Here is a 25,258-nt window from a genome sequence, read left to right as displayed (position 1 = left end):
GGCTAGTGTATGTACGGGCTGTTTACCGTGATTCTACTAGCAACGAATCGCACCACGTTTTTACCTCACCCTGCCCTATCGGGCATCCCTCTCCTTATTAAGGAGAGGGAAAGATTGTGGATACGTTAGTGCCCACCCTACAAATTACTTCTTATACCCTTTGAGGAAAATCCTGATACATTTCACTCCCCCTACTCCCCCTACTTCCCCTACTCCCCCTACTTCCCCTACTCCCCCTGCTTGCCCATATGTATTAACTTTAAAGTGAAACGGTATTACTACTATATTGCCACGGACTGAGTTTTTGTGGCACATATAGAGATGATGTGACATAACGAGTGGATCTATGGTCGAATCATCTAAACATATTGAAGTCCATTTAGGTCGCCAAGGACGTTTGGTGATTCCTGCTGCTCTGCGGCGGCTGTTGGGTTTTGAGGAAGGAGATACGCTAGTCGCTCGTCCTGAAGACGGGCGGCTGATTTTGGAAAAGCAGGAGGCGATTAAACAGCGGCTGAAAGCTAGGTTTTCGCAATTGCCAAAACAGAAAAGTCTGGCAGATGAGTTGATAGCGGAACGACGCGAGGAAGCTAAGCGGGAAGTGGGCGCATGACAGTGGTTTTGGATGCGTCAGCAATGCTAGCCTATTTGCAGGATGAGCCTGGGGGTGAAGCGGTTGAAGTCGTGCTGGCTGAGTCGGTGATTTCGAGTGTGAATTGGGCGGAGGTGGTGCAGAAATCTGTAGCTGTGGGTGTGGTGATAGATGGAATGCGCGAGGATTTGGAGGCGTTAGGGCTGATCTGCGCTCCCTTTACTCCTGAAGATGCCGAGATGGCGGGAAGACTCTGGTTGCAAACTCGACAGGCTGGTCTGTCTTTGGGCGATCGCGCTTGCTTGAGTTTGGGAATGCGGCTCAATGCTTCGGTTTTGACGACGGATCGCATTTGGACAACGCTCGGTTTATCTTTGGATGTGCAGGTGGTTCGGTGATGAAAGGGCGATAGCTAGCCCCTTAGGGGGCGCTGCGCAAACGCTGCTGCGCGGAGCGCAGATCGCCCCCAAGACTAATGCAAAATTGGAATACGAAAGGTTAAGTGAAATTGAGCGTTATCGTTTGATAGAGTTATTAGATCCAAAAGTGACTCACTACGAGTTTTTTCTGAGTCGCCCACCTTTACCAAAAGTTGATTGGTCAGCGGATAATGATTTATTAACGGCAATTGCTGAGCGAAATCCTTGCATGGATGGTTTTCCCAGTCAATGTGTCTTCAACTACGATTACCAGATTGTGAATTTATCACCACAAGAGTTGAAGTTCTTAGAAAGCTGCAATGGTCTCTCAACAGTAGGGGAGATTTTAACCAGCTCATCATTGGGGTTAGATGGAGTGAGAAGGCGGCTGTTGCAACAGCTGCTGATTTTGTTGATACCAAGTTAACCAAACAAATTGCCAAAATCCAAACAAAGCAGGCGACGAGGGAAAAGGTAGAATAGAAATTAAGAGGAGATTTACCTTTCAAGTTGATTGCGACTCCTCAATCTCGCCACAGCTGTCAACACGGAATTTCAGGATAGAGGGATTGGTAAAGATTTGTCCTGTTCATCCATCTTTTCCGTGTTAATTATCCTTTTTGTGCTTGGTGCATCTACTCGGTATCTTTTGTTTGGTGACAATAAGTTAATTGTTTTTTTCTAAAGTATTGTTACCCAATCGTGATATGATTCAGCTGGCTGAAGATGCAGTCAACACAATTAGCTGTACTGGTTTCAAGTCTCGTGAGCTTGTCAAACGAATCAACTGATCCCACACCAACAACACGACAAGATTCAAGACCTGGTTTTGAGGACACAGAACCAGACAACTCGATGCAGGAGTTCTATGGACTCTACCAAGAGTTGTTGCTCATCACTCTTGTCTTGACAGGGATTATATTCATCTCTGTTTGGATATCTTATTCCCTGAACATTGCCCTAAATTATTTGCTTGGAGCATGTACAGGTGTGGTTTACTTGAGGATGTTGGCAAAAGATGTTGAGCGTTTGAGTGGAGAAAAAAAACAGTTGAGTAAAACTCGATTTGCGTTATTAGTAGGGGTCATTCTACTAGCATCGCGATGGAATCAACTGCAAATCTTACCCATCTTTTTGGGATTTCTTACTTATAAAGCAACGCTCCTCATTTACGTAGTTAGAGGGGCATTTGCCTCTGACTTGTCAAAGTTCCGGTAACCATAAACAGCAAAGCGCAAACTGTGCGGGAGGACGGAACTTTTCCAGGAGGAAAATCCACCCCGCGAACCCGCTCCACTTCTCCAGGTAAGATTGGAGAAATGATAGATTAGGTTAGGAAAATGGTGAATTTTCTGAATGCCCTAACTTCTGTTCCCTTTGGAGAACTAGAAGTAGGTCATCATTTCTACTGGCAGTTAGGCAATCTAAAACTGCATGGACAGGTCTTCCTCACCTCCTGGTTTGTGATAGGTCTTCTGGTCGTAGCTTCACTAGCAGCTACTAAAAACATCCAAAAAATTCCCAGTGGCATCCAAAACTTAATGGAATATGCTTTGGAATTTATTCGAGACCTCACAAAAAACCAGATTGGAGAGAAAGAGTACCGTCCTTGGGTGCCGTTTATTGGCACACTATTTTTGTTTATCTTCATATCGAACTGGTCGGGTGCTTTAATTCCCTGGAAGCTCATCAAACTTCCATCGGGAGAGTTGGCCGCCCCAACCAATGACATTAATACGACAGTAGCACTGGCGTTGTTGACTTCTTTAGCTTACTTTTACGCAGGTTTTAGCAAGCGTGGTTTGGGGTACTTCAAAAAGTATATAGAGCCGACGCCGGTTCTATTACCGATCGCGATTCTAGAAGATTTCACCAAGCCCCTCTCCCTAAGCTTCCGTCTATTTGGTAACATTTTGGCGGATGAATTAGTTGTAGGAGTGCTGGTTCTTTTGGTTCCTCTGTTTGTACCTTTGCCAGTGATGGCTTTAGGTTTGTTTACCAGTGCCATTCAAGCCTTGGTTTTTGCCACCTTAGCAGCGGCATATATTCATGAGGCGATGGAGGGACATGGTGACGAAGAGCATGAGGAAGCACATTAAAATCAGTGAACAGTGATCAATAAAGAGTTATAACTGGTAACTGGTAACTGGTAAGTGATCACTGCTTAGAACCCTCAGTTGATGTCATGTTAGATTTTGGATGCCCGAATGTTCAATTCGATGCAAAATCTAAAATCTAAAATCTAAACACAAAAATCGTTCGTTTCGTACTCAAGGTAAGGAAAATCAACATGGATCCATTAGTTTCTGCTGCTTCCGTTCTTGCTGCTGCTCTAGCAATTGGTTTGGCTGCGATTGGTCCTGGTATTGGTCAAGGTAATGCTGCAGGACAAGCAGTAGAAGGTATTGCTCGTCAACCAGAAGCAGAAGGTAAAATTCGCGGTACTCTGCTGTTAACCTTGGCATTCATGGAATCCCTTACCATTTATGGTCTGGTTATTGCCCTAGTACTACTGTTTGCTAACCCATTTTCCTAAAACCTAAAACTTTTCCTTAATTCTGGAGACGTGAATGTTCACGTCTCTATAGTTGATGAGGAAGAAAGTTGACCCCGTGATGGCTATGGGGTATCGACGATGATCAAAAGTAAGATGATTTTTCGCCCGTGAAAACTGCTGTTGTAGCCAAAGAGGAGAGAAATGTTTGATTTCGATGCAACCTTGCCCTTGATGGCAGTGCAGTTTCTGCTGTTGGCAGCTCTATTGAATGTTATTTTCTATAAGCCACTGACCAAGGCATTAGACGATCGCGATAACTATATCCGAACGAATAACCTTGATGCTCGTGAACGCTTGGCTAAGGCTGAGCGATTAACTAAAGAATATGAGCAACAATTAGCAGAAGCTCGTAAACAATCGCAAGCGACTGTCGCTGCAGCTCAAGCAGAAGCTCAGAAAACCACTGATCAGAAAATCGCTGAAGCGCAAAAGGAAGCTCAAGCTCAACGAGAACAAGCGGCACTTGAAATAGAACAGCAAAAGCAGGAAGCTTTGCGTTCCCTAGATCAACAAGTAGATGCTCTCAGCAGGCAGATACTAGAAAAACTATTGGGACCTGTTTTAGCTAAATAGAGCTTCAGAAAAAAGAATAGTTGTTGCTCTAAAAAATAGGGTGGGCTACCCCCGAATTTACGCCTGTAGGACGGCAGTTGCTACAACGGGGGGAACCCCACGCCAGGTGCTAAGAAAGCGGGAAGCCCTCCGGGCGTCTACAAGTGGGTAAACCCGCAAGAGCGGAGTGCCTCCCCAACGCACTGGCTCCCTCCGGGTTCACCAGTCGCCTAGGTCGGGAGACCCTCCAAAGAGCGCTGGATTCACCGCAACGCACTGCCTCACAAGAAGGAGCCGACTCCCTTGGGTGAAGCAGGAAGCAGATCCTCTAGAAATTACTTCTAGTTGAGTGGCTAGTCTTATATTAAGTTTAGTCAAGTTCTGTATGGCAGTAGCTCAATGCGCGATCTCACAATAATTCGATAAGTATATACGTAGCGGGGCGCAAGTCGTCCCACAACGGTTAAATAAGTGTCAAAAGTGGCACCTTTTTTCCCTTAGGGAATTTTCAACCTACTAAGCAAGGGAGCAGCGCAGTTGTAGATGGGTATCATTGGAAGTAGTTTTTTACTAGCCACAGAAGCGGTGGCAGAAGGTCACTCAGAAGGCGGTTTCGGTCTAAACATAGACATTTTTGAAACCAATCTGATTAACCTGGCGATTCTGGTTGGCATACTATTCTACTTTGGGCGTAAAGTTCTTAGCAATATCCTCAGCGAACGACGCTCAAGTATTGAAACGGTAATCAAAGAAGCAGAAGCTCAGGCAAAAGAGGCAGCTGTTGCCTTGTCCAAAGCTCAGGAACAATTAACCCAGGCTCAGGCAGAAGCACAACGCATCCGTAAAGCAGCACAAGAAAACGCACAAGCAACTCGTGAAGCCATTTTGGCGCAAGCAGCACAGGATGTAGAACGTTTGAAAGAAACAGCTGCTAGGGATTTAGACACACAAAGAGACAGGGCGATCGCCGAACTGCAACAATATGTAGTGTCTAAGGCATTGCAAAAAGTCGAGTCAGAACTACAGACAGGCATTGCCGACGACGCTCAACAGCAATTAATTGACCGCAGCATAGCGCTATTGGGAGCTTAGGGATGAAAAGTAATATCGCAATGGCGGAAATATCCCAGCCTTACGCACAGGCGTTGATGTCAGTCGCACAATCCAAAAATTTAACAGATCAGTTCGGCGAAGATGTGCGTTCCTTGCTAACCTTGCTGAGTGAAAGTGAGCAACTGGGAAATTTTCTTGAGAACCCATTTGTGTCGCTAGATGACAAAAAGGGAGTCATCAACCGTATCCTTGGTGACGGCGCTAACGCATATTTCCGCAATTTTTTATTGCTGCTGGTAGATAGACGGCGCATTTCATTGCTGAAACCAGTTTTACAGCAATATTTGGTGCTGTTGCGGCAACTTAAACAAATTGCTCTGGCGGAAGTGATTTCTGCTGTCCCCCTCACAGAGGAGCAGCAACAATCAGTCAGGGATAAAGTCATCGCATTGACAAAAGCTCGCGAGGTCGAATTAGAGACAAAAATTGACCCCGAGTTAATTGGTGGTGTGATTATTAAGGTAGGCTCTCAAGTCATTGACGCCAGCTTACGGGGCCAGCTGCGCCGTATCTCCTTGCGTTTAAGTGGCTCTTAAAGCAGTGAACAGTAAACAGTAAACAATGAGCAGTGAACAGTGAGAACTGAGAACTGAGAACTGAGAACTGATTAACTGCTGAGTGTAAAATGTTTAGTCTCGCAATAAAGAGAAGATAGACAAATGGCAATTAGCATCAGACCAGACGAAATCAGCAACATTATTCAGCAACAAATAGAACAATACGACGAACAGGTCAAAGTTGCTAACGTTGGAACCGTTCTGCAAGTAGGTGACGGTATTGCTCGTATTTATGGTCTAGACAAGGCCATGGCTAGTGAGCTACTGGAATTTGAAGACGGTACAATTGGCATCGCCCAAAACTTAGAAGAAGACAACGTTGGTGCGGTGCTGATGGGCGAAGGTCGTGATATTCAAGAAGGTAGCTCCGTAACCGCCACTGGTAGAATTGCTCAAATACCCGTGGGAGATGCTTTGATTGGACGAGTTGTCGATGCTTTAGGTCGTCCAATTGATGGTAAGGGAGAAATCAAGACCGAAGAAACCCGTTTGATTGAATCTCCAGCACCAGGTATTGTGGCGCGTCGTTCGGTACACGAACCGATGCAAACTGGTATCACAGCTATCGACGCGATGATTCCCGTCGGTCGTGGACAGCGGGAATTGATTATTGGTGACCGTCAGACTGGAAAAACTGCGATCGCAGTAGATACCATCATCAACCAAAAAGAAGAAGACGTGATCTGCGTCTACGTCGCAGTCGGTCAAAAAGCTTCCACCGTAGCTAACGTTGTGCAGACGTTACAAGAAAAAGGTGCTCTAGACTACACCGTTGTCGTAGCCGCTAACGCCAGTGAAGCAGCGACCCTGCAATTTTTGGCTCCTTATACAGGTGCTTCGATTGCTGAGTACTTTATGTACAAGGGTAAAGCAACTCTAGTTATCTATGATGACCTCTCCAAGCAAGCTCAGGCTTATCGCCAAATGTCCTTGCTCCTGCGTCGTCCTCCCGGACGGGAAGCTTATCCTGGAGACGTGTTCTACATCCACTCACGTCTGTTGGAACGTGCAGCTAAGCTGAGTGACGAATTGGGTAAAGGTAGCATGACTGCTCTGCCAATCATCGAAACTCAAGCAGGTGACGTATCTGCTTACATCCCCACCAACGTAATTTCCATTACAGACGGTCAGATATTCCTGTCTTCCGACTTGTTCAACTCTGGTATCCGTCCCGCAATTAACCCTGGTATTTCCGTATCACGGGTGGGTTCCGCTGCTCAAACCAAGGCAATGAAGAAAGTTGCTGGTAAATTGAAGCTGGAGTTGGCACAGTTTGACGAACTGCAAGCCTTCTCACAATTCGCCTCTGACCTAGATAAAGCAACTCAAGACCAGCTCGCACGGGGTGCGCGCTTACGGGAACTTTTGAAACAGCCACAAAACGCGCCGCTATCGGTGTATGAGCAAGTCGCTCTTCTTTACGCTGGTATTAACGGATACTTAGATGACATCCCCGTCGAGAAAGTTACTGAGTTCACAAAAGGATTGCGCGAGTACTTAAAGACTAGCAAAACTGAGTACGTTAAAGGAATTCAATCTAAGAAAGCACTGGGTGATGAAGAAGAAGCACTCTTGAAAGACGCAATTAACGAATACAAGAAAACGTTCTCGGCAGCGTAAATCAGGAGTCAGGAGGAGGCAGCCCTGTGGGCGGGTTTCCCGACTAGAGGCGACTGCCGTTCAGGACTCAAGAGTCAGGAGTCAGCTAAAAGATGTTAGTTGTCTGTTGAGTTTAGAATTCTGAATAAAAAACCTTCCTGGCAATTGTACTAAGACAGGAGTTAGGAGTTAGAAGTCAGAAGATAGCTGACTCCTAACTCAGGAATTGCTAAGTTCTAAATTCTAAATTCTTGTAAAAGGGTATGGCAAATCTCAAAGCAATACGCGATCGCATTCAATCAGTAAAAAATACCAAAAAAATTACAGAAGCCATGCGGCTGGTGGCTGCAGCGCGGGTGCGTCGCGCTCAAGAACAGGTGCTATCCACCCGTCCCTTCGCCGACCGCTTGGCGCAAGTTTTGTACGGTCTACAAAGCCGTCTGCGTTTTGAAGAAGCAAACCTACCACTGCTGAAAACACGGGAAGTTAAATCAGTAGGGTTGTTGGTGGTTTCAGGCGATCGCGGTTTGTGCGGCGGCTACAACAACAACGTTATCAAACGTGCTGAAAATCGCGCCAAAGAACTCAAGGCAGAAGGTGTAGACTACAAATTTGTCATCGTAGGACGCAAAGCAACCCAGTATTTCCAACGTCGCGAACAACCGATAGACGCCACCTATACTGGTTTAGAGCAAATTCCTACCGCTGCTGAAGCTAACAAGATTGCTGACGAATTGCTTTCTCTGTTCTTGTCAGACACTGTAGATCGTATTGAGCTTGTCTACACCAAGTTCGTTTCGTTGGTGAGTTCTCGTCCTGTGGTGCAAACCTTGCTTCCTCTTGACACTCAAGGTTTGGAAGCACAGGATGACGAAATCTTCCGCTTAACAACCCGTGGTGGTGAATTTGAAGTCACACGAGAGAAAGTGAGCGCTCAAACCCGTACTTTCTCCAGTGACATGATTTTCGAGCAAGATCCAGTACAGATTCTCGATTCCTTACTACCTCTGTATGTGAGTAACCAGCTTTTGCGGGCGCTGCAAGAATCAGCTGCCAGCGAACTTGCGGCGCGGATGACAGCAATGAGCAATGCCAGCGACAACGCCAAAGAACTCATTGGTGCCCTCACTTTGTCTTACAACAAAGCGCGGCAAGCAGCAATTACCCAGCAAATCCTAGAGGTGGTCGGCGGTGCTGAAGCACTAGGTTAGGAAATTGCTCATAGCAAATGAATAATAGCTAATTGCTAGTTGTGTTGAAATTAGCAATTAGCTATTTTTAATTGTTGGGGCTTTTTCACCAATGGAGGCTAATGATCACACTGACGACATATGGATATTTGTGTACTGAGGTTTATGATATCACCAAGCCCATTGATGGAAAGTACCCTGACGTTCCATACTACATCAAACATCTTTCTAAAATTGGTGGCAGAATTCTTGAGGCGATGGTTGGCAGGGGACGACTACTCATCCCGCTGCTAGAAGCTGATTTGAATGTTGAGGGCATCGACTCCTCAAAGGACGGAGAACTCATTGCCACAGAGTTACAGCGATTACCCCAGCACTGGTTTGGGCGAGATGAATTTATCATGTGTTTGCAGGAAAACGGTTACAAAGACATTACCCTATGCGCCAACTATACTGACGGTCTACAACCAAGTTCTCACAAAGACACGTTGTGTTTCTGTGCAGCACTGTCATGAACCAGAAGACCAAATCCCACCAAAATCTTAAATTTAGGCTCCTGAGTGGCACATTTAAAAATAGCGTACTATAATAGTACTATAGGTAAAACACATGGGTCCGTCACGGTTTCGACAGGTTGGCGAAAGCTACTTTGTGAAACAGGTCGAGAGTGAGTCGTCTCTCGAAAATCCAAGGCTCAACATAAAGTAAATGCAAACAACATTGTACCTTTTGCTCGTAAGCAAGCTCTAGTAGCTGCCTAATAACCTCTTTTTGGTTCGAGCGTCTCTAGTTTGACTCCGTTAAGGATTAGAGACCAACCCCCAACGGATGCTCTAGCAAGTGTCTCTGGTTCGCTTGTTAGCTAAGACTTAACCAGAGCATCCTAGCGTTCGGGATAATGAACGTTCCCCGCCTTGAGGGTAAAAGAGGCTAAGCCTGTGAACGAGCGGGGGGTCAATACCCAGTCTGGACAGCAGTTCGACTCTGCTCGGATCCACTAAAAAATATCCGTAAATCCGCCTAACAATTTTATGTGATGGCGGATTTCGTTTTTTATGGGCGCTTCAAAAGTAGTTTGGGAGTATCCTTACTAAAAGTAAGGAGAACGTCAATTAACAACCATATGGCTCGTACAGGTTACACCTTGCCAGTGTTTGCAGTAGCCGCTGCGAAGGCTGCTCTTATGCATCTGCGTGAAAAAATAGATTCTCAACTCTCGGTTGAGATTGATCTGCTTTCTGAAACAGCAGAAATTTCGATTTCTCAAGTTGCAGCTTTAGACTCCCAGAGTGCTTTGGCAGTAACACTCAGTGATCCAGGTGATAACTTAGATTTAACAAAGAACACGCCCATTTGGGCTTGGGTAAAGTTGTCACAAAGGCAATCCCAAGCCTTGATTTTAGAAGCAGGAGAGGGTTTAGGAAAAACAGCCTCTGGAGAACCAGCGATTTACAGCTATGCCCGTCGCCTGTTTGATGCCAATTTACTACCTCTAATTCCCCCACAGCAAACTGTAACGGTATCAATTATTATTCCTGAAGGTCGTCAATTGGCGCAACGTACCTCCAATGAAGCCTTTGGGATTTTAGAAGGGTTAGCTTTGTTGGGAACCAGTGGAATTTCTCAACCTTTGTCGGCGGCTGACTATTTAGAAGAATTTCGTTTGTCGTTGCAGGCTAAGGTCAAACTTTGTCCTGGTTTGGTGTTTTGTATTGGTAGCAATGGTATGCAAGTTGCACAACGTCTAGGCATACCAGAGTCAGCAGTTGTGCAAACTGGCAACTGGATTGGTGCAATGCTTGTAGAAGCGGGACTATATCAAGCAACTTCTGTTTTGCTGCTGGGATATCATGGCAAACTGATTAAGCTGGCTGGTGGCATTTTCAATACGTCTAGTCATTTAGCAGATGCCAAATTAGAAATTTTGAGTGCAGCAGTTGTTGCTGTTGGTGGTGATGTACAAGCAACACGAGCAATTTTAGATGCTAAGACTGCAGATGCAGCACACAAAAAATTAATCGAACTGGGACTGGCAGAATCAGTATTTGGGATACTCGCTGAAAAAATTAGTCACAAGGCTACTGCTTACGTGCAAAAATATGCTAATGTTGCCCTGAAAGTTGGTACTGTATTGTTTGACCGCAAAGGCGAAATCATCAGCCGAGACTTGCACGCAAAAGAACTTTTGAGTTTTGATCAAAACTAAGGGTGTAGGGGAGGGTGTAATATCGTGTCCGGTTAAAGACTTATCATTAAGGCTCTTCGGGGGCAGGGGGTAGGGAGCACCGGAGAAAGAGTTTTCAGATATTAGCACAGATGCATCGAATTATAACTAATTAGGCGAACATGATATAAGGGGAGCCAGTGCCGGGGTGACACTAAGCGACTGCCCGAGCATGAACTTATTCAAGCAAACAAACCAATTCGTCTACTTGGGACGAGGTAAATAATCCATCTAGTCCTTGTGGTGTAATGTCGGTAATCAGCCTTATTTACTTTTTTTCACACAGTTTGGTTTTATTGCACCGACTTGCTTAAACTTACTAATCCTGTGACTATCAAAGCTAAAACTGTGGTAGCAAACTTATTTTCATCTTCAGATGTACTACCTCTTAATCAAAGTGAAGAGCGAGTAACCACTGACAGCCAAAAAGAAAACAAAGGCAGCAGAAAAAACTACGACATCTCTGACAATAAACAAAATCCAATCTTTCCTTAGTTCCTGTTTATACTTTAGTTCCCGCAGCTTTCGTTCAAGCACTGCGTCTTCTTGAGAATGCACATTTAGTGATGATAAAATCAGCGGATTATTACCTTGTTTGGCAATTAAATTGGATAAATCTTTTAAATCTGCCATTCTGTTAAATGCCAACAATTTCAGTCTCTGGAGTTTGATTTTCGTCAGTAATCCACAAATGCTTCCTGTTTTGCTTTGCTTCTACTGCGATCAGCATCAAAACTATACCTTTCAGCAGAACCTCAGCCATATCTCCATCAAGCTGTTGAGCCACATTTTTTAATGTTTCATACAGTTCAGGTGACAAATCCAAGCTGATTTTTACACGCTGATTTTTATCTTGTACAGTCATTTTTGTTGCCCCAGGATGTCACTACCTCTATTTTGCTTAAAAATTTAAGGCGATACGCGTAGCGTCAAGCCCCCGGCTTATCGCCCTACTCCTTGCCGTTACCTGGAAGCATATTTCGACACTCATAAGGCAAAGTCCAGTTTTTCAGTTGTAGTTCGACGGGTTATTTGACACTTTTTTTGTATTCATCCAACGCAGGTAGTTATACTAAAGATATTTGAGCGCTTATGTTATGTTACCTCAACTCAACTCACAAAAATTACCTGAAAGTATATAGCCAACTTGACAACCCACCAGCCACTCTTAGTCGGCGCATATTATTTTTCTTTGTGTCAAACAACTGGGTTCAAATAATGTGAGTTGTGTCGGATATTTGTGACGACGCACATGATGACAAAAACCCAAATTTTGGTATTCTTTTATATCTATAATTATTTGACTGGCAAGTTCTTTGGCTAGCAATACAGGTACAGCATTTCCAACCATTTTATATCCATCAAGTAGATTGTTGTATTTGAAAATAAAATTATCTGGAAACGTTTGAATTCTTGCACATTCTCTAACGGATAATCTCCGGTACGGTTTGAATGAATTAGGATCAAAAATCCATTTGTCTTTCTCAACCCAAATCATTTTTTGTGCTTGAGGATGTATCGGAGCATGTCTACCACCTGCTTGAATTGTAAAAGATGGCTCATCCCAGGTTCTGACTCTATTTCTTGACATATAAATACTAGAAAAGCTACCTTCCATATATTCATGATTAGGTACTAATGAATGAGTTTTAGATACCTCTCCTGCTACTGGTGTCGGTTCAATATCACTTAGCTCGTAGATAGCATCTCTAAGAGTTAAAATGTGATTGCTTTCCAAGGGAAATTCAAAGGTTCCCCCCATCTCTTCTCTATACCCTACAATAATTACCCGTTTTCTATCTTGGGGTACTCCATAATTGCAAGCATTGAGCAATTTATAAGTTACCTCATATCCAGCATCTTTAAATTGATATAAAATATTTGTAAAAGCTTTATTATGCTTTTGGGCTAAAATCCCACTGACATTTTCAGCTAGAAAAAAAAGAGGTTTTTTTTCTCTAAGAATTCTAATGTAATCATAAAATAACTGACCTCTGCTATCATTTATTCCTCGTCCAGCACCAGCTTCACTCCAACTTTGGCAAGGAGGACCACCAATGATACCTATACAGTCAGGTATATCATCAGGTTCAATAGCTCTAATATCTCTTTTATCTAGTTTTACATCTGGATGATTAAGTTCATAAGTATCCCAAATTGACTTATCATATTCGTTTGCCCAGACTGTCTTAAATCCAGCTTGCTCAAAGCCTAAATCTAAACCTCCACAACCTGAAAATAGAGACACTATATTCATATTTCTTCATTAACTAACTTTTTTGGAATTTTATAGATAAATATTTTAGCACGAAGAAGTTGGGCAGGATTATTCGGATCTCTAATGTTAACATTTTTATTCTGGAAGTTAACATTAGAGATAGCTTCTATTTCTTCTCGACTTTCTGGAGAAAAAGATAAATACTTTTCTTCTTTCATAATTACGACTACTTGTAAATTATCTGTTGCCTGAGCTTGAAAAATATAATCATAAACATCTATAGGATTTGTTATTCCCCACATTCCTCTAATCCTCAAATAAGTGATTCCTAGAGGATCTACTTTATTCACTCTTCCTAGCTCTCTAGTTTTAGAGAATTCAACATCTTTTATTTCTTTAATGCCGCTACTAATTTTTTTAGCAATTCTTTCATATATTTTTCTGTCGGCAGCATAGCAATCACCATATATGAACCAAAGAAGTTTCAGTTTTTTTTCTTTTGGAACACCAATTACATAAATAATGTCTTTCTCTTGCCAATTTTCGCATTGACGACAATGCATTGTGAGCAGTGGACTATCATAATATAATTTCGATTTTGGATAGGAACTGTTTAATGCAATACTTGCTTTGAGTGATTCTATTTTTTTGACTTCTATTGCATCACCATTTTTTAAAATTAGATCGGGTGGGTTGTTCTGATTCCCTATATAAGAGAAAACTTCAGAATATCTCTCATTTTTTAGAGCCTGCTCGCTTTTACTTAAAGTTTCGGCAAAGATATCCTTTACAAAACATTCTAAAGCATCACCAATACTGTTAATTCTATTTTTCCCTTGGTAGTAACTGACTAAATCTGGAATGGGATTATCAACAATTGTTTTAATTGCTTTAAGTAAGTCTGCCATAAATATATGTTAAGTTTATTACTATATTTTAATGAGATAAGAAAGATTATGCCGCTCCTCATGTGTGAAGAGCGGCAATACCGTATCGTATCAGATTGCTAAATCTAATCCACTAACTCAATCCCCCGCTTCACCAACGCCTCTGCAGTCAAGCCATTAAACCCCATCAACTCGCCAGCACTCGCCGTCGTCTCCCCACGCTTCCACGCAAAGGTATCCCGCTTGCTGGTACTCCGTAACATGATGGGTTCTAGTATCGCTGCAGCACCACCAGTCACACCAATAAGTGCATCCCCATCAAAGAGTTCAGCAAATTTTGCATCATCCACAAAATCGCCATCAGCTTCAGAACAAATATCCCAAGCAGTATCATGAGGACGATACAAACGACGGGGGTTGATAACAGAAACAATTCTTGCACCAATACCTTCTTTTTCTAATAAAGCAGCAGCTTCAAAGACTGGTATTAATGTCATATCCCCAATAACGGCAAACACAACTTTCTTATTACCAGAAACTTCTTGTAACACGACTGCGCCATCGCGTAAAGCTTGACTTGTTTGTTCAAAAGTAGTGCGAATTGGCAATGGTGACTTACTCGCAGTAATCACAATTCCCTTATTCTTAGTCGTCAACGCCCAGTCATAACAAACCTGAATACTGTTAGCATCAGGAGGAAACAATGGGAAAACATTACCATTGCGCATTAACGAAGCAAAATAAGCTTCAATTTCCGGACGTTGGTGAGTCCAACCGTTGCGTCCTTGCTCTAATGCACCAGCGGTGAATAACGTAATAGTTGAGGGAGTGCGACGCCGCAATTCTGCCATTGCTTGCGTGACTGTTTGCCAAATTGGTAAACCGTTGATGGCAAAAGATTCGTAGGAACACCACAAAGTCCGCGCACCCATCAACGATAAACCAGCAGCTAACCCCGCACAAGCATCTTCACTCAATGGTTCGTACACTTGTCCATTGGGCGCTTGGTTATATAAGTCATCTGTCGTGGGGTGGATAATTTTGAGTGCAGAGTTAATATTGGCAATACCAGATGCTTCGTTACCGTCGGCGTTAGTTACCAAGAAATTTCTATCTATCTGTCCAACTTTTCCTACCAATCTTCCCATAGCTGTGGTGGAAACTTTTGGTTCGCCACCCACTGGATATTCTTCCAAAGGCAATTCGCCTAATTCTGGCAACTTATATTCAAATTCTGTCACAACTGTCTTTGCTGCAGGACCACCACCTGCACGTTCACAGTTTGTCCGCACGAGTTGCCAAACTTCTGGAGGTAAGGCACGTTCTTTCAATGCGTTTACAATATGGGGAGCGTCCAAAGTGTCTTTAGGATACAGGTTGTGAGACTTGGCACCTCGTGCATGGACTCCTGCACCTTTGAGTTGTTTTATGATAAATACGGTTAGCTTACCACTCAATGCAGAACGTGCTGCTTCATCTACACCTGTGAGTACAGCTTTGGTAAAAGCTAGCCGCTGCTCAAAGGAAAAGGCGGTACTATCAACATAATCCCCGCTTTGGTTAGCATCATCAAAGTCTTTGGCATCGACTAACACGACTTTTTCAAAACCGTTACCGTACCAGTATGCCGTCATTTGTTCATTGGTTTTGAGAGACACCATGCTGTGGTGTTCCTGGCTATAACCGTTCCACACCAACACTGGCAAAAAGTTGGTGACACTTGGAAAAGCGGTGTGAAAGTGTGCTATTGAACTCATGATATACGGTTCACCCAGTCCACCATCGCCAACGGTGAAGGGAAAAAGCTTGTCTTTGTGCAACAATGCAGCTGACATTGCAAAGTGTTGCCCTTGTCCTAAAGGACCTGCTGGTCCAAGAATACCAGGAATATAGCCAGAAAGATGTCCTAATAGCCCATGTTTTTCCCGGAAGCGATCGCGCAATTGTTGCACTGTCTCAATTCCCATGTCCTCTAGTGATCGATCCAAGAACATGGCACTATAAAATCCAGGGGCGTGGTGTCCCACTTCGGTAATAATGTTTTTGTAACCGAGCATGACAAGCGCTGCATAAGCTTCCGCTTGAGAAGCAAAACCACCTGGGTGTCCAGAAGCTTTACTTGCTGTGACTTGCAGTATTAGGTAACGCAAAGCGTCAGCAGTTAGTAAGGTTTGGAAGGCGGCGGTTGGATCATCAGGATTGGCGATCGCCACTTTTCCTGACTCTATGACAGGTGTTCCACCATATTTTTCAAAACTGGGGATTGCTTCACCAAAGTATTGAATACCTTCACAAAAATTAGGAGCCGCTGAAGTTTCCTTTGGGGTTGTTGCCGTCATGCTAAGTACCTTAATTTAAGTATGAGGAGACACCGGAGATGCTCGTTCAATTTAACAAAAATTTTACAACTTTCAGGTTGTAACAGTTTATTGTTCTTTCGCAACATAAATATAAGGATATTCAATCTAAATTCAAAAAATTTAATTTTATTTTTTGAATTTCAGTGGCAAAAAAGAATAAAAGCAAAAAACAAAGCTTATGAAACTACCAAATGGACCACAAACTCCAGGGCTGGTACAAATGCTCCAGTGGGTTTTCAGCCCCATGTCATTTATGGAAGCTTGTACTAAACGCTATGGGGATATGTTCACATTGCAGCTAAGTCGTCCGGTGGTTTTTGTCAGCAATCCTGCGGCGATGCAGCAGATGTTGACAAGTGACACAAAGGAGTTTGAGGCTCCGAGTGACTGGAATACTCCTTTTGAACCTATGCTTGGCAAGAATTCTGTCATCACTCTTAGTGGTAAGGCACACCAGCGTCAACGACAGTTAATGATGCCTTCGTTTCATGGTGACAGAATGCGAACCTACGGTCAGGTTATTGGCGATATTACAGAAGAAATTAGCAGCCAGTGGCAGATAGACAAACCCTTTTGTGCACGTTCTGCAATCCAAGCTATTACCCTGCGGGTGATGATGCAAGCCGTGTTTGGCTTATATGAAGGTTCACGCGCCCAAGAATTGGAAGAAGTTTTAGGTCTGATGATGGATGAAGGGGCGCGTTCTCCTGTAAGAGCGCTCATCCTTTATTTTCCAGCCCTACAACGGGATTTAGGTCCACTCACGCCTTGGGGAAAGTTCTTGCGCCGCCGGGAACGAGTTAACCAAATGCTGTACGCGGAAATTCGCGAACGGCGAGAGCAACCAGACTCATCGCGGACAGATGTCCTCAGCTTGCTGATGGCGGCGAAGGATGAAGCAAACCAGCCAATGACTGATCAGGAATTACGTGATGAGTTAATGACTTTGTTAGTAGCAGGTCACGAAACTACAGCCACAGCGTTAACCTGGGCATTGTACTGGATTCACAAACTGCCAGGAGTACGAGAAAAACTTCTAGAAGAACTTGATACTTTGGGCGATAACCCAGACCCCAGCACCATTTTCAAATTACCCTATTTAAATGCTGTGTGCTGTGAAACCTTGCGGATTTATCCAGTGGCGATGCTTACCTTTACACGAGTGGTGAGAACACCCGTATCGTTGTCTGGACACGAACTTGAACCAGGTACACTTGTCATGGGCTCGATTTATCTGACTCATCAGCGTGAGGATTTATATCCCCAACCCAAACAGTTTAAGCCAGAACGTTTTCTGAAAAGGCAATTTTCAGCTTATGAGTATTTGCCGTTTGGTGGTGGTGTCAGGCGTTGCATAGGTATGGCTTTTGCCCAGTTTGAAATGAAAGTTGTGCTTGCTACCATCCTGTCGCGCTGGGAATTGGCGCTGGTTGATAACCGTGATGTGGGCTCAAAACGCCGTGGTTTGGTTTCAGGTCCCAACCGTTCTATCCAAATAGTTGTTAAAGGTCAGCGAGTGGTGAAGTCTAAAATTTTGGAATCTATCGCTGGTTAAGTTTTTAATGAACAATATTTTGATATAGTTTTCTACGCAGAATAACTGAGTAGTTGTAGGTAAGGCATATGCCTTACCTATAAATTTTGAGTGAGAAATTTGAAGAAAACGTTCGCGCAGCCTGCCCCTTAGGGCATACCGCCAAGACACGAACAGGACTTACGCACTGAAAACCCGAAACCTCGATCCCCCCTAGCCCACGCCAGGTGCTACAAGTCGGGGAACCCGCCCAACGCACTGGCTCCCCTTAAAAAGGGGGGAATTTTAGAAGCCCCCTTTTCAAGGGGGTTGGGGGATCTCTTCGGCGTAAGTCCTAACGAAGTTAAAACAACAAATAAATATCTGAAGTTCTATTATGATTGGTTCTTTGAAACAAACACTGCAATTAATTATTAATCCAACGAGGTTTTTAGAAGATTGTGCGGCTAAGTATGGTGACACGTTCACGGTTCGAGTATTAGGGATAAATTCGCCGCCAGTGGTGTTTTTTGGTAGTCCGGAAGCGATCGCTGAGTGTTTTGCTGTGCCTGCTAAAGATTTGGATTTTAAGAAGGCAACTCATGTTTTTGAGCCTTTGTTTGGGGAGAATTCGATTGTTTTGCAAGAGGGGCGATCGCACAATCGCCAACGCCAATTATTGATGCCACCCTTTCATGGCGACCGTATGAAAACTTACGGTCAAGTCATTTGCCAAATCACTGAAAATATTATTCAAAATTGGACACCTGGCAAATCTATTTCTGTACAGCATGTCATGCCAGATATTACTTTACAAATTATTTTACAAGTAGTATTTGGAATAAGTCCCGGTGTCCGTTATGAAAAATTAAAACAACTACTGAGTTCTTTATTAGAAGATGTGACTAAACCTTTATATTCTACCTTCTTTTTCTTTCCACCACTACAAAAAGATTTAGGTGCATGGAGTCCTTGGGGAAATTTCCAAAAACGTCGCGAGGAAATTGACAAACTGATTTATGCAGAGATTTATGAACGACGTTTATCTAATGATGCTTCACGTACAGATATTCTCAGTCTGCTGATGTCTGCGCGTGACGAAAATGGGCAGCAAATGACAGATAAAGAGTTACGTGACCAATTAGTTTCACTGTTGCTTTTAGGATATGAAACGACAGCTGCTGTCTTAGCTTGGCTATTTTACTTAATTCACTTCCACCCACAAGTAAAAGACAAGCTGATACAGGAATTGAAGACTTCAGGCAATACACTTAATCCCGAAACTATCACTCAATTACCATACCTTAGTGCTATTTGTCAGGAAACGCTGCGACTTCACCCCATTGCTCTTATTTGTACGCCACGAATGGTAAAAGACAAAGTAGAAATTGCCGGTCAAAAATTGACATCTGGAACAGTTTTAGTTCCCAGTATTTATTTAGCTCATCGACGTGCAGAAACTTACCCAGAACCAGAAAAATTTCAACCAGAAAGATTTCTCAATCAAAAATTTTCACCTTATGAATATTTACCCTTTGGGGGAGGTTATCGCGGTTGTATCGGCGCAGCATTTTCTATGTATGAAATGAAATTAGTTACAGCAACTATTTTGTCACGTTTTCAGCTAGAGCTTACTGATAAGCATCCAGTGCGTCCAGTACGTCGCGGAATTACGATTGTTCCCTCTGGTGGTGTACAAATGGTTGTGACTAACCAGATAAATAAAACGAAAGCTTTTATATAGGAATCCAGTTGAATTTGGTGAGACCAGTGCTGCAGTAGGGTTTCCCGACAGAGGCATCTGGCGTTAGCGTTTGCGCAGCGCCCCCTTAGGGGCTAGCGGAACCGGAGGTTCTCCCCGATAGCCGTAAGGCGTGGCGTTAGCCATAGGGTGAACTAACTCATAGGAGGAGGGAACAGGGAACACCCGAACGCTTAAGAAGGAATAAAGGTGTACCTAGCTTCGTAAAAATAAAATAGGAATTCTATATAATACTTTGAAAACATCCTTAAGCTGTGTTTGCTTTCTCCTTTTGGTGTTTTCTGTAAGCAAAAAGCCTTAACCCACAGCATAATCTGTAAATTGGCGCTTAAATGGCGAATGAAAGCCGATGACAATATCCTGCTTGGGGATACCTAAATTCGCTAAATCTTCTCCTACTTCATTTTCTGTCCCATTGTGTTGCAGCCAAACTTTACCATCTTTGATGTCTAGATGTAAAAAACAACCATAAACACGACGGTCATTTTTCCAGCCGACATTTACAAGTTGATAGTGGTGATGTTCTGTATCAAAAATTAATTGGGTTTCAATTTCTGAGTCTTGACTAGAAATTGCAGCATATTCTTGGATAAGCTGCTGAATTATTTGTTGGTATTTTGTTAGTTTATCCATTCGATTATCTCTTCCGTTACAGGTTTATAAGTAATCAATTTAAGGTGATATGTTTTAATAATGTTTTGTACAAGTCTGATAGTAAAAAAGGAAGTATATGTATCGATGGGAACTGCTAAATAGAGAGTACGGTCTGGTTCTTGTTCAGATAATGCTAGTCGGTAGTTAATAAACTGTCCTAAAGCTGTGTGAAATTCAGAAATCGCAGATGTTTTAAAAAAGCTTTTAATTTCAACAGCAATTTTTTCACCCTCTCTTTCTGCTGCTAGAATTCTTTCCGCGCCTAAGTCTATGTACATATCCCCTAACTCGAAACTGACGGGTAAGGGATCATGGGTAATTTTCCACCCTTCTTTTTCTAGCCCTTTTTTGACTGCGTTGTGAAAGATATCTCTGGCTGGCATAATATAAGCATTATAAAGGATTTTCTACACTGCTATGCTTCCGTTCATCAGGCGAGGAAGGAACAAGTTGCGGGCTTGGCGAAGGTTCTCATTTGTTACAAGTAAGTTTTTCATTTGCAAGAATATAGGGTTAGTTCTTCTTGTAAAAAGTTGCATAGTTTCTTTATTATGAATCATAAGAACATCCGCCACCAGCACACAGAACAACGGTAAACACGGGGTCATGGAGTTTCTCAAAACTGCATAAGTTGCTTTTGTTTGTACCTATACCACATGTAGTAAGCTAATAAACATTCAAAAGGAATGACGATTAGCTCGGTAATATAATTTTTATCTTGTATCAACTGTACAAAAACAAATGTCTGAAAACGATAAAAGCCCGATTGAGTTGGCTGAGTTTATCCAACAAGTTAAAGAAGATCTTCTCTGAGTGACACCAGGAAAGGATAAGGATGCGCCGTTCTTGTTTGTTGAGTCTGTGGAACTGGAACTACAAGTCACTGTGAAGCGAACGGGCAAAGCAGGTGCAAAGCGAAGTGTTAAAATCAATGTGCTAGGCAGTAGAGGCGAGGTAAGTGGTCTGGTTTAAGTGATTCTGTTTTCAACGGGGTGGCTCAGAACTTGATCGGTAAAGGCATTCCGGCTGTAGTGGCAATGACGTACTCTATAAATGTATCTACTGACAGTGCTTTTGCAGAAGATTTTTACCGATCGCTTGGGCAAAAAGAGTCATAGGCGATGTGCAGCTAGAGATGGTAGCCATTCCTTCTGGAAGCTTTTTGATGGGTTCAAAAGAAGATGAGCCTGAGCGCTCAAGTTCTGAAAGTCCTCAACATACAGTAAGGATTTTCGCTCCGAGCATTTAACGCAAATTGGTTTGCAACTTGGTTTTGAATGTCATTTACGCGATCGCCCATCAGAAGGAGGGATTGAAGAACGCAGTTTTGGCACTATCAACACAGATTTTCTCGCTGGGTTGTATGGCTATCTGGGTTCTAATATTCAACAACGTCCAGAAAATGCCGAAGAAGAAGCTTGCATTACGCTGCGGGAACTACATCTGCTATTGGTGCGCTACATCGTTGATAACTACAATCAGCGAATTGATGCTCGCAGTGGAAACCAAACCAGGTTTCAACGCTGGGAAGCGGGATTACCTGCGCTGCCAAATTTAATTGAGGAGCGGCAATTAGATATCTGTTTGATGAAAAAGACCCGCCGCAGCATTTACAAAGGCGGATATGTAAGCTTTGAAAACATTATGTATCGCGGAGATTACCTGGCAGCTTATGCAGGAGAAAGTGTGTTGCTGCGATATGACCCCAGAGATATATCAACTGTGTTCGTGTATCGTCAAGATTCAGGTAAGGAAGTGCTACTGTCTCAAGCTCATGCGATTGACTTAGAAACCGAGCAAATTTCCTTAGAGGAGACAAAAGCTGCAAATCGGAAAATCCGTAATACAGGCAAGCAATTAAGTAATAAATCAATCCTTGCAGAAGTGCAGGATAGAGATACTTTTATTAAGCAAAAGAAAAAGAGTCACAAGGAACGCAAGAAAGAAGAACAAGCTCAGGTGCGTTCTGTAAAACCGTCTCAAACTAACAAGCCAGTAGAAACTGTAGAAGAAATACCTCAACCTCAAAAGCGTCGCCCCAGAGTATTTGACTACGAGCAACTTCGCAAAGACTACGATGATTAATCTGATTGAGGTTTGCGTGTTATCTATCGATTTTGAATGCATTTTAAAAATTTGAGAAACCACTGATTATGGCAGAAGATTATTTGCGGAAGTGGGTACAAAATTTCTGGGGTGATGACCCGATACCGGAAGAATTACTGCCGATAATTGAACGGCTAATTACTCCTAGTGTCGTTGAACTTGAGCATATCCAAAAAATTCATGACTGGTTAGACAGTTTGCGTCTTTCTAAACAATGCGGTCGAATTGTTGCACCACCACGAGCAGGTAAGTCGGTGACTTGTGATGTTTATAAACTGCTGAATAAGCCGCAGAAAAGAACAGGTAAGCGCGATCTTGTACCCGTCTTATATATGCAAGTCCCTGGAGATTGTTCGGCTGGGGAGTTGCTAACTTTAATACTTGAGAGTTTGAAATATGATGCGACTTCAGGAAAACTTACAGATCTGAGACGGCGAGTGTTAAGGCTTCTAAAGGAGTCTAAAGTTGAAATGCTGGTTATCGACGAAGCTAACTTTTTGAAGTTAAATACTTTTAGTGAAATCGCCCGCATATATGATTTGTTGAACGTTTCAATTGTTCTTGTGGGAACAGATGGTCTGGATAATCTCATTAAAAAAGAGCCATATATCCACGATAGATTTATAGAATGTTACCGATTACCATTAGTATCGGAAAAGAAATTCCCTGAATTTGTACAAATTTGGGAAGATGAAGTTTTGTGTTTACCTGTGCCATCTAATTTAACAAAAAGTTAAACTTTAATGCCTCTATATCAAAAAACAAGTGGCAAAATTGGTTTGGTTGATAGGGTATTAAGAAGGGCTGCGATTTTATCCTTAAGAAAAGGTTTGAAAAATATTGATAAGGCTACTTTGGATGAGGTTTTGGAGTGGTTTGAGTAATGGAAATACCTGCGAAAGAACCAAGATTTTTTCAAGTAGAGCCGCTCGAAGGAGAAAGCTTAAGTCATTTTTTAGGTCGTTTTCGTCGGGAAAATTATTTAACTGCAACTCAATTAGGTAAATTAACGGGAATTGGTGCAGTTATTTCACGGTGGGAGAAGTTTTATTTGAACCCATTTCCGACACCGCAGGAGTTAGAAGCGTTGGCTGCTGTGCAAAATGAATTTGGCAATTCGCGGCATTGATGGGAATATTGGCGATCGCAATGCTGACACTTTCCACAACGACTTGCACAAAGACCTCAAAGCAGATTTTATCCTAGCGAATCCCCCTTTTAACATGAGCGATTGGGGAGGGGAGAGGTTGCGAGAAGATACCCGTTGGAAATATGGTACTCCACCCGTAGGTAATGCTAACTATGGTTGGGTACAGCAGATGATTCACCATTTGTCAAGTAACGGCATTGCTGGTTTTGTGTTGGCGAATGGTTCGATGAGTTCTAACTCTTCGGGAGAGGGTGATATTCGCAAAGCCATTATTGATGCGGATTTGGTTGATTGTATGGTGGCATTGCCAGGGCAGTTATTTTACAACACCCAGATTCCGGCTTGTCTGTGGTTTTTTGCCCGGAATAAGAAAAATGGTAAATTTCGCGATCGCAGTGGAGAAACATTATTTATCGATGCGCGGAAGATGGGGGTTTTACTTGACCGAGTACATCGGGAATTGACAAATGAGGAAATAAAACGGATTGCTCAAACTTACCATGCTTGGCGGGGTGAGAAGGAAGCGGGGGAGTATGAGGATATCCCTGGTTTTTGTAAGAGTGCCAAGTTAGAAGAAATTGTCTCACATGGTTATGTTCTCACGCCGGGGCGATATGTAGGGGCTGAGGAAGTTGAGGATGATGATGAGGCGTTTGAGGAGAAAATGCTGCATTTGACGAAGAAGTTAGAGCAGCAGTTTATTGAGAGTGCCAAGCTAGAGGCAATAATTAAAGAGAATTTACGCGGGTTGGGGTATGGCGGATAAGTTATCACCAATGGATGGCTATGATGACTTTTTACGGGAGTTAAAAGAACGCATACGCAGCGCCCAAGTAAAAGCAGCTTTGTCTGTAAACCGTGAGTTAGTATTACTTTATTGGCAAATCGGGCGCGAAATTATCGTCAGACAGCAGCAGCAGGGATGGGGTGCAAAAGTTATCGAACGTCTCGCCAGAGATTTAAAAGCAGCTTTCCCAGATATGAAGGGATTCTCGCGTACAAACTTGCTTTATATGAGAGCCTTTGCAGAAGCTTACCCCGATCAACAAATTGTCCAACAACTTGTTGGACAAATACCTTGGGGGCATAATGTCCGTATTTTGGATGCTGTCAAAGATTCTTCAGCAAAGCTATGGTATGTACAAAAAACTATAGAAAATGGCTGGAGTAGAAATATATTAGTGCATCAGATAGAAAGTGGGTTATATCATCGCCAAGGCAAGGCGACTACTAACTTTGAAAATACCCTACCCAAACCACAATCAGAACTAGCACAACAATTATTAAAAGATCCTTATAATTTTGACTTTCTCAGTTTAGGAAAAGAAGCACTAGAACGTGATTTAGAAAAGGCTTTAATAGAACATATTCGTGATTTTCTCTTGGAATTAGGGGTTGGTTTTGCCTTTGTTGGCAGCCAATATCACTTGGAGGTAGGGAACCAAGATTTTTATATAGATTTATTATTTTATCATCTACATTTACGCTGTTATGTGGTAATTGATTTGAAGATTGAAGATTTTCAACCTGAATTTTCCGGCAAGATGAGTTTTTACGTTTCTGCTGTCGATGATTTATTGCGTCACCCAGATGATAAACCAACAATCGGCATGATTTTATGTAAGACGAAGAATCAAACAATTGTAGAATATGCTCTGCGGGAAATGAATAAACCAATTGGAGTTTCAACTTATCAACTACGGGATACTCTACCAGAACAATTGCAAGGAAGTTTACCCACAATTGAGCAATTGGAGGCAGAACTAGAGACTTTATCTGTAAAAGTAGAGGATGAAGAATGATTT

Annotated in this window: 28 protein-coding genes, 1 other RNA gene and 1 pseudogene; 23 read left to right on the top strand and 7 right to left on the bottom strand. The window is 42.8% G+C overall.

What is annotated here, in order from left to right; translation table 11 throughout:
* Positions 1–346: 346 nt before the first annotated feature.
* The 14 genes and pseudogenes from AC5JM2_RS28785 to cbiD all read left to right on the top strand — a co-directional run bounded on the left by AC5JM2_RS28785 (position 347) and on the right by cbiD (position 10,785).
* Positions 347–613 (top strand): AbrB/MazE/SpoVT family DNA-binding domain-containing protein, encoded by a 267-nt coding sequence (locus AC5JM2_RS28785; protein WP_495838416.1) that lies wholly within the window; start codon positions 347–349, stop codon positions 611–613.
* Positions 610–990, top strand: coding sequence for a type II toxin-antitoxin system VapC family toxin (locus AC5JM2_RS28780; RefSeq protein WP_495838414.1), 381 nt, complete (start codon positions 610–612; stop codon positions 988–990). The genes AC5JM2_RS28785 and AC5JM2_RS28780 overlap by 4 nt, the downstream gene beginning before the upstream one ends.
* Positions 991–1,090: 100 nt before the next feature.
* Positions 1,091–1,438, top strand: a pseudogene (locus tag AC5JM2_RS28775) (SAM-dependent methyltransferase); the annotation flags it as partial.
* Between the two features lie 338 nt (positions 1,439–1,776).
* Positions 1,777–2,229: an ATP synthase subunit I gene (locus tag AC5JM2_RS28770; protein WP_495838432.1), complete on the top strand. Its 453-nt coding sequence runs from the start codon at positions 1,777–1,779 to the stop codon at positions 2,227–2,229.
* A 122-nt stretch (positions 2,230–2,351) separates the two neighbouring features.
* Entirely contained in the window at positions 2,352–3,110 is a 759-nt protein-coding gene (atpB, locus tag AC5JM2_RS28765) for a F0F1 ATP synthase subunit A (protein WP_495838412.1), read from the top strand.
* A 191-nt stretch (positions 3,111–3,301) separates the two neighbouring features.
* Positions 3,302–3,547 carry an ATP synthase F0 subunit C gene (gene atpE / locus AC5JM2_RS28760; protein WP_008233924.1) on the top strand — a complete coding sequence of 82 codons (246 nt, stop codon included), beginning with the start codon at positions 3,302–3,304 and terminating at the stop codon, positions 3,545–3,547.
* Positions 3,548–3,709: 162 nt separating this feature from the next.
* A complete protein-coding gene (locus AC5JM2_RS28755; protein WP_495838410.1) occupies positions 3,710–4,141 on the top strand; it encodes a F0F1 ATP synthase subunit B' in 432 nt (143 codons plus the stop codon).
* Positions 4,142–4,663: 522 nt separating this feature from the next.
* Positions 4,664–5,212 carry a F0F1 ATP synthase subunit B gene (locus AC5JM2_RS28750; protein ID WP_495838408.1) on the top strand — a complete coding sequence of 183 codons (549 nt, stop codon included), beginning with the start codon at positions 4,664–4,666 and terminating at the stop codon, positions 5,210–5,212.
* Positions 5,213–5,214: 2 nt separating this feature from the next.
* Positions 5,215–5,769, top strand: a complete 555-nt coding sequence (atpH, locus tag AC5JM2_RS28745) for an ATP synthase F1 subunit delta (RefSeq protein ID WP_495838406.1) — start codon at positions 5,215–5,217, stop codon at positions 5,767–5,769.
* Between the two features lie 123 nt (positions 5,770–5,892).
* Positions 5,893–7,410 carry a F0F1 ATP synthase subunit alpha gene (atpA, locus tag AC5JM2_RS28740; RefSeq protein ID WP_495838404.1) on the top strand — a complete coding sequence of 506 codons (1,518 nt, stop codon included), beginning with the start codon at positions 5,893–5,895 and terminating at the stop codon, positions 7,408–7,410.
* 242 nt (positions 7,411–7,652) lie between these two features.
* Positions 7,653–8,600, top strand: coding sequence for a F0F1 ATP synthase subunit gamma (locus AC5JM2_RS28735; RefSeq protein ID WP_495838402.1), 948 nt, complete (start codon positions 7,653–7,655; stop codon positions 8,598–8,600).
* Between the two features lie 101 nt (positions 8,601–8,701).
* Entirely contained in the window at positions 8,702–9,094 is a 393-nt protein-coding gene (locus AC5JM2_RS28730) for a class I SAM-dependent methyltransferase (RefSeq protein WP_495838400.1), read from the top strand.
* 96 nt (positions 9,095–9,190) lie between these two features.
* Positions 9,191–9,579, top strand: a transfer-messenger RNA (tmRNA) gene (gene ssrA, locus AC5JM2_RS28725).
* Positions 9,580–9,702: 123 nt separating this feature from the next.
* On the top strand, positions 9,703–10,785 hold the full coding sequence (gene cbiD / locus AC5JM2_RS28720) for a cobalt-precorrin-5B (C(1))-methyltransferase CbiD (protein ID WP_495838398.1): 1,083 nt from the start codon (positions 9,703–9,705) through the stop codon (positions 10,783–10,785).
* A gap of 399 nt (positions 10,786–11,184) precedes the next feature.
* Here the strand turns inward: cbiD and AC5JM2_RS28715 are convergent, their stop codons facing one another.
* The 5 genes from AC5JM2_RS28715 to AC5JM2_RS28695 all read right to left on the bottom strand — a co-directional run bounded on the left by AC5JM2_RS28715 (position 11,185) and on the right by AC5JM2_RS28695 (position 16,247).
* Positions 11,185–11,436 carry a hypothetical protein gene (locus AC5JM2_RS28715; protein WP_495838396.1) on the bottom strand — a complete coding sequence of 84 codons (252 nt, stop codon included), beginning with the start codon at positions 11,434–11,436 and terminating at the stop codon, positions 11,185–11,187.
* 4 nt (positions 11,437–11,440) lie between these two features.
* The gene (locus AC5JM2_RS28710; protein ID WP_495838394.1) at positions 11,441–11,668 is read right to left on the bottom strand and encodes a DNA-binding protein; all 228 of its coding nucleotides are present in this window, start codon (positions 11,666–11,668) and stop codon (positions 11,441–11,443) included.
* 303 nt (positions 11,669–11,971) lie between these two features.
* Complete coding sequence (locus AC5JM2_RS28705; protein ID WP_495838392.1) at positions 11,972–13,060, bottom strand: DNA cytosine methyltransferase; 1,089 nt, start codon at positions 13,058–13,060, stop codon at positions 11,972–11,974.
* Positions 13,057–13,929 (bottom strand): NgoPII family restriction endonuclease, encoded by an 873-nt coding sequence (locus AC5JM2_RS28700; protein WP_495838390.1) that lies wholly within the window; start codon positions 13,927–13,929, stop codon positions 13,057–13,059. Before AC5JM2_RS28700 ends, AC5JM2_RS28705 begins: the two co-directional genes overlap by 4 nt.
* A 104-nt stretch (positions 13,930–14,033) precedes the next feature.
* Positions 14,034–16,247 carry a phosphoketolase family protein gene (locus AC5JM2_RS28695; RefSeq protein WP_495838389.1) on the bottom strand — a complete coding sequence of 738 codons (2,214 nt, stop codon included), beginning with the start codon at positions 16,245–16,247 and terminating at the stop codon, positions 14,034–14,036.
* Positions 16,248–16,446: 199 nt separating this feature from the next.
* Between AC5JM2_RS28695 and AC5JM2_RS28690 the strand changes: the two genes are divergently transcribed.
* The gene (locus AC5JM2_RS28690; RefSeq protein WP_495838387.1) at positions 16,447–17,823 is read left to right on the top strand and encodes a cytochrome P450; all 1,377 of its coding nucleotides are present in this window, start codon (positions 16,447–16,449) and stop codon (positions 17,821–17,823) included.
* 355 nt (positions 17,824–18,178) lie between these two features.
* Entirely contained in the window at positions 18,179–19,525 is a 1,347-nt protein-coding gene (locus AC5JM2_RS28685) for a cytochrome P450 (protein WP_495838385.1), read from the top strand.
* 315 nt (positions 19,526–19,840) lie between these two features.
* Here AC5JM2_RS28685 and AC5JM2_RS28680 read toward each other — a convergent pair whose 3' ends face one another.
* A complete protein-coding gene (locus AC5JM2_RS28680; RefSeq protein ID WP_169268535.1) occupies positions 19,841–20,176 on the bottom strand; it encodes a XisI protein in 336 nt (111 codons plus the stop codon).
* The gene (locus AC5JM2_RS28675) at positions 20,164–20,580 is read right to left on the bottom strand and encodes a XisH family protein (protein WP_169268536.1); all 417 of its coding nucleotides are present in this window, start codon (positions 20,578–20,580) and stop codon (positions 20,164–20,166) included. The genes AC5JM2_RS28680 and AC5JM2_RS28675 overlap by 13 nt, the downstream gene beginning before the upstream one ends.
* A 430-nt stretch (positions 20,581–21,010) precedes the next feature.
* Between AC5JM2_RS28675 and AC5JM2_RS28670 the strand changes: the two genes are divergently transcribed.
* From AC5JM2_RS28670 to AC5JM2_RS28640, 7 genes are all read left to right on the top strand, one after another.
* Positions 21,011–21,169 carry a trypco2 family protein gene (locus AC5JM2_RS28670; RefSeq protein ID WP_495838382.1) on the top strand — a complete coding sequence of 53 codons (159 nt, stop codon included), beginning with the start codon at positions 21,011–21,013 and terminating at the stop codon, positions 21,167–21,169.
* Positions 21,170–21,457: 288 nt separating this feature from the next.
* On the top strand, positions 21,458–22,282 hold the full coding sequence (locus AC5JM2_RS28665) for a Mu transposase C-terminal domain-containing protein (RefSeq protein ID WP_495838380.1): 825 nt from the start codon (positions 21,458–21,460) through the stop codon (positions 22,280–22,282).
* A gap of 68 nt (positions 22,283–22,350) precedes the next feature.
* A complete protein-coding gene (locus AC5JM2_RS28660) occupies positions 22,351–23,040 on the top strand; it encodes a TniB family NTP-binding protein (RefSeq protein ID WP_495838378.1) in 690 nt (229 codons plus the stop codon).
* A gap of 6 nt (positions 23,041–23,046) precedes the next feature.
* On the top strand, positions 23,047–23,187 hold the full coding sequence (locus AC5JM2_RS28655; protein ID WP_495838377.1) for a hypothetical protein: 141 nt from the start codon (positions 23,047–23,049) through the stop codon (positions 23,185–23,187).
* Positions 23,187–23,432 carry a helix-turn-helix domain-containing protein gene (locus AC5JM2_RS28650; protein ID WP_495838375.1) on the top strand — a complete coding sequence of 82 codons (246 nt, stop codon included), beginning with the start codon at positions 23,187–23,189 and terminating at the stop codon, positions 23,430–23,432. Before AC5JM2_RS28655 ends, AC5JM2_RS28650 begins: the two co-directional genes overlap by 1 nt.
* Entirely contained in the window at positions 23,407–24,219 is an 813-nt protein-coding gene (locus AC5JM2_RS28645; protein WP_495838373.1) for an N-6 DNA methylase, read from the top strand. Before AC5JM2_RS28650 ends, AC5JM2_RS28645 begins: the two co-directional genes overlap by 26 nt.
* Entirely contained in the window at positions 24,209–25,255 is a 1,047-nt protein-coding gene (locus tag AC5JM2_RS28640; protein WP_495838371.1) for a PDDEXK nuclease domain-containing protein, read from the top strand. Before AC5JM2_RS28645 ends, AC5JM2_RS28640 begins: the two co-directional genes overlap by 11 nt.
* The last annotated feature ends 3 nt before the right edge of the window (positions 25,256–25,258 follow it).

It is taken from the genome of Brasilonema angustatum, from assembly GCF_059505445.1.
The sequence above is the reverse complement of the archived record's forward strand: the minus strand, read 5'-3'. Positions and strand labels throughout refer to the sequence as shown.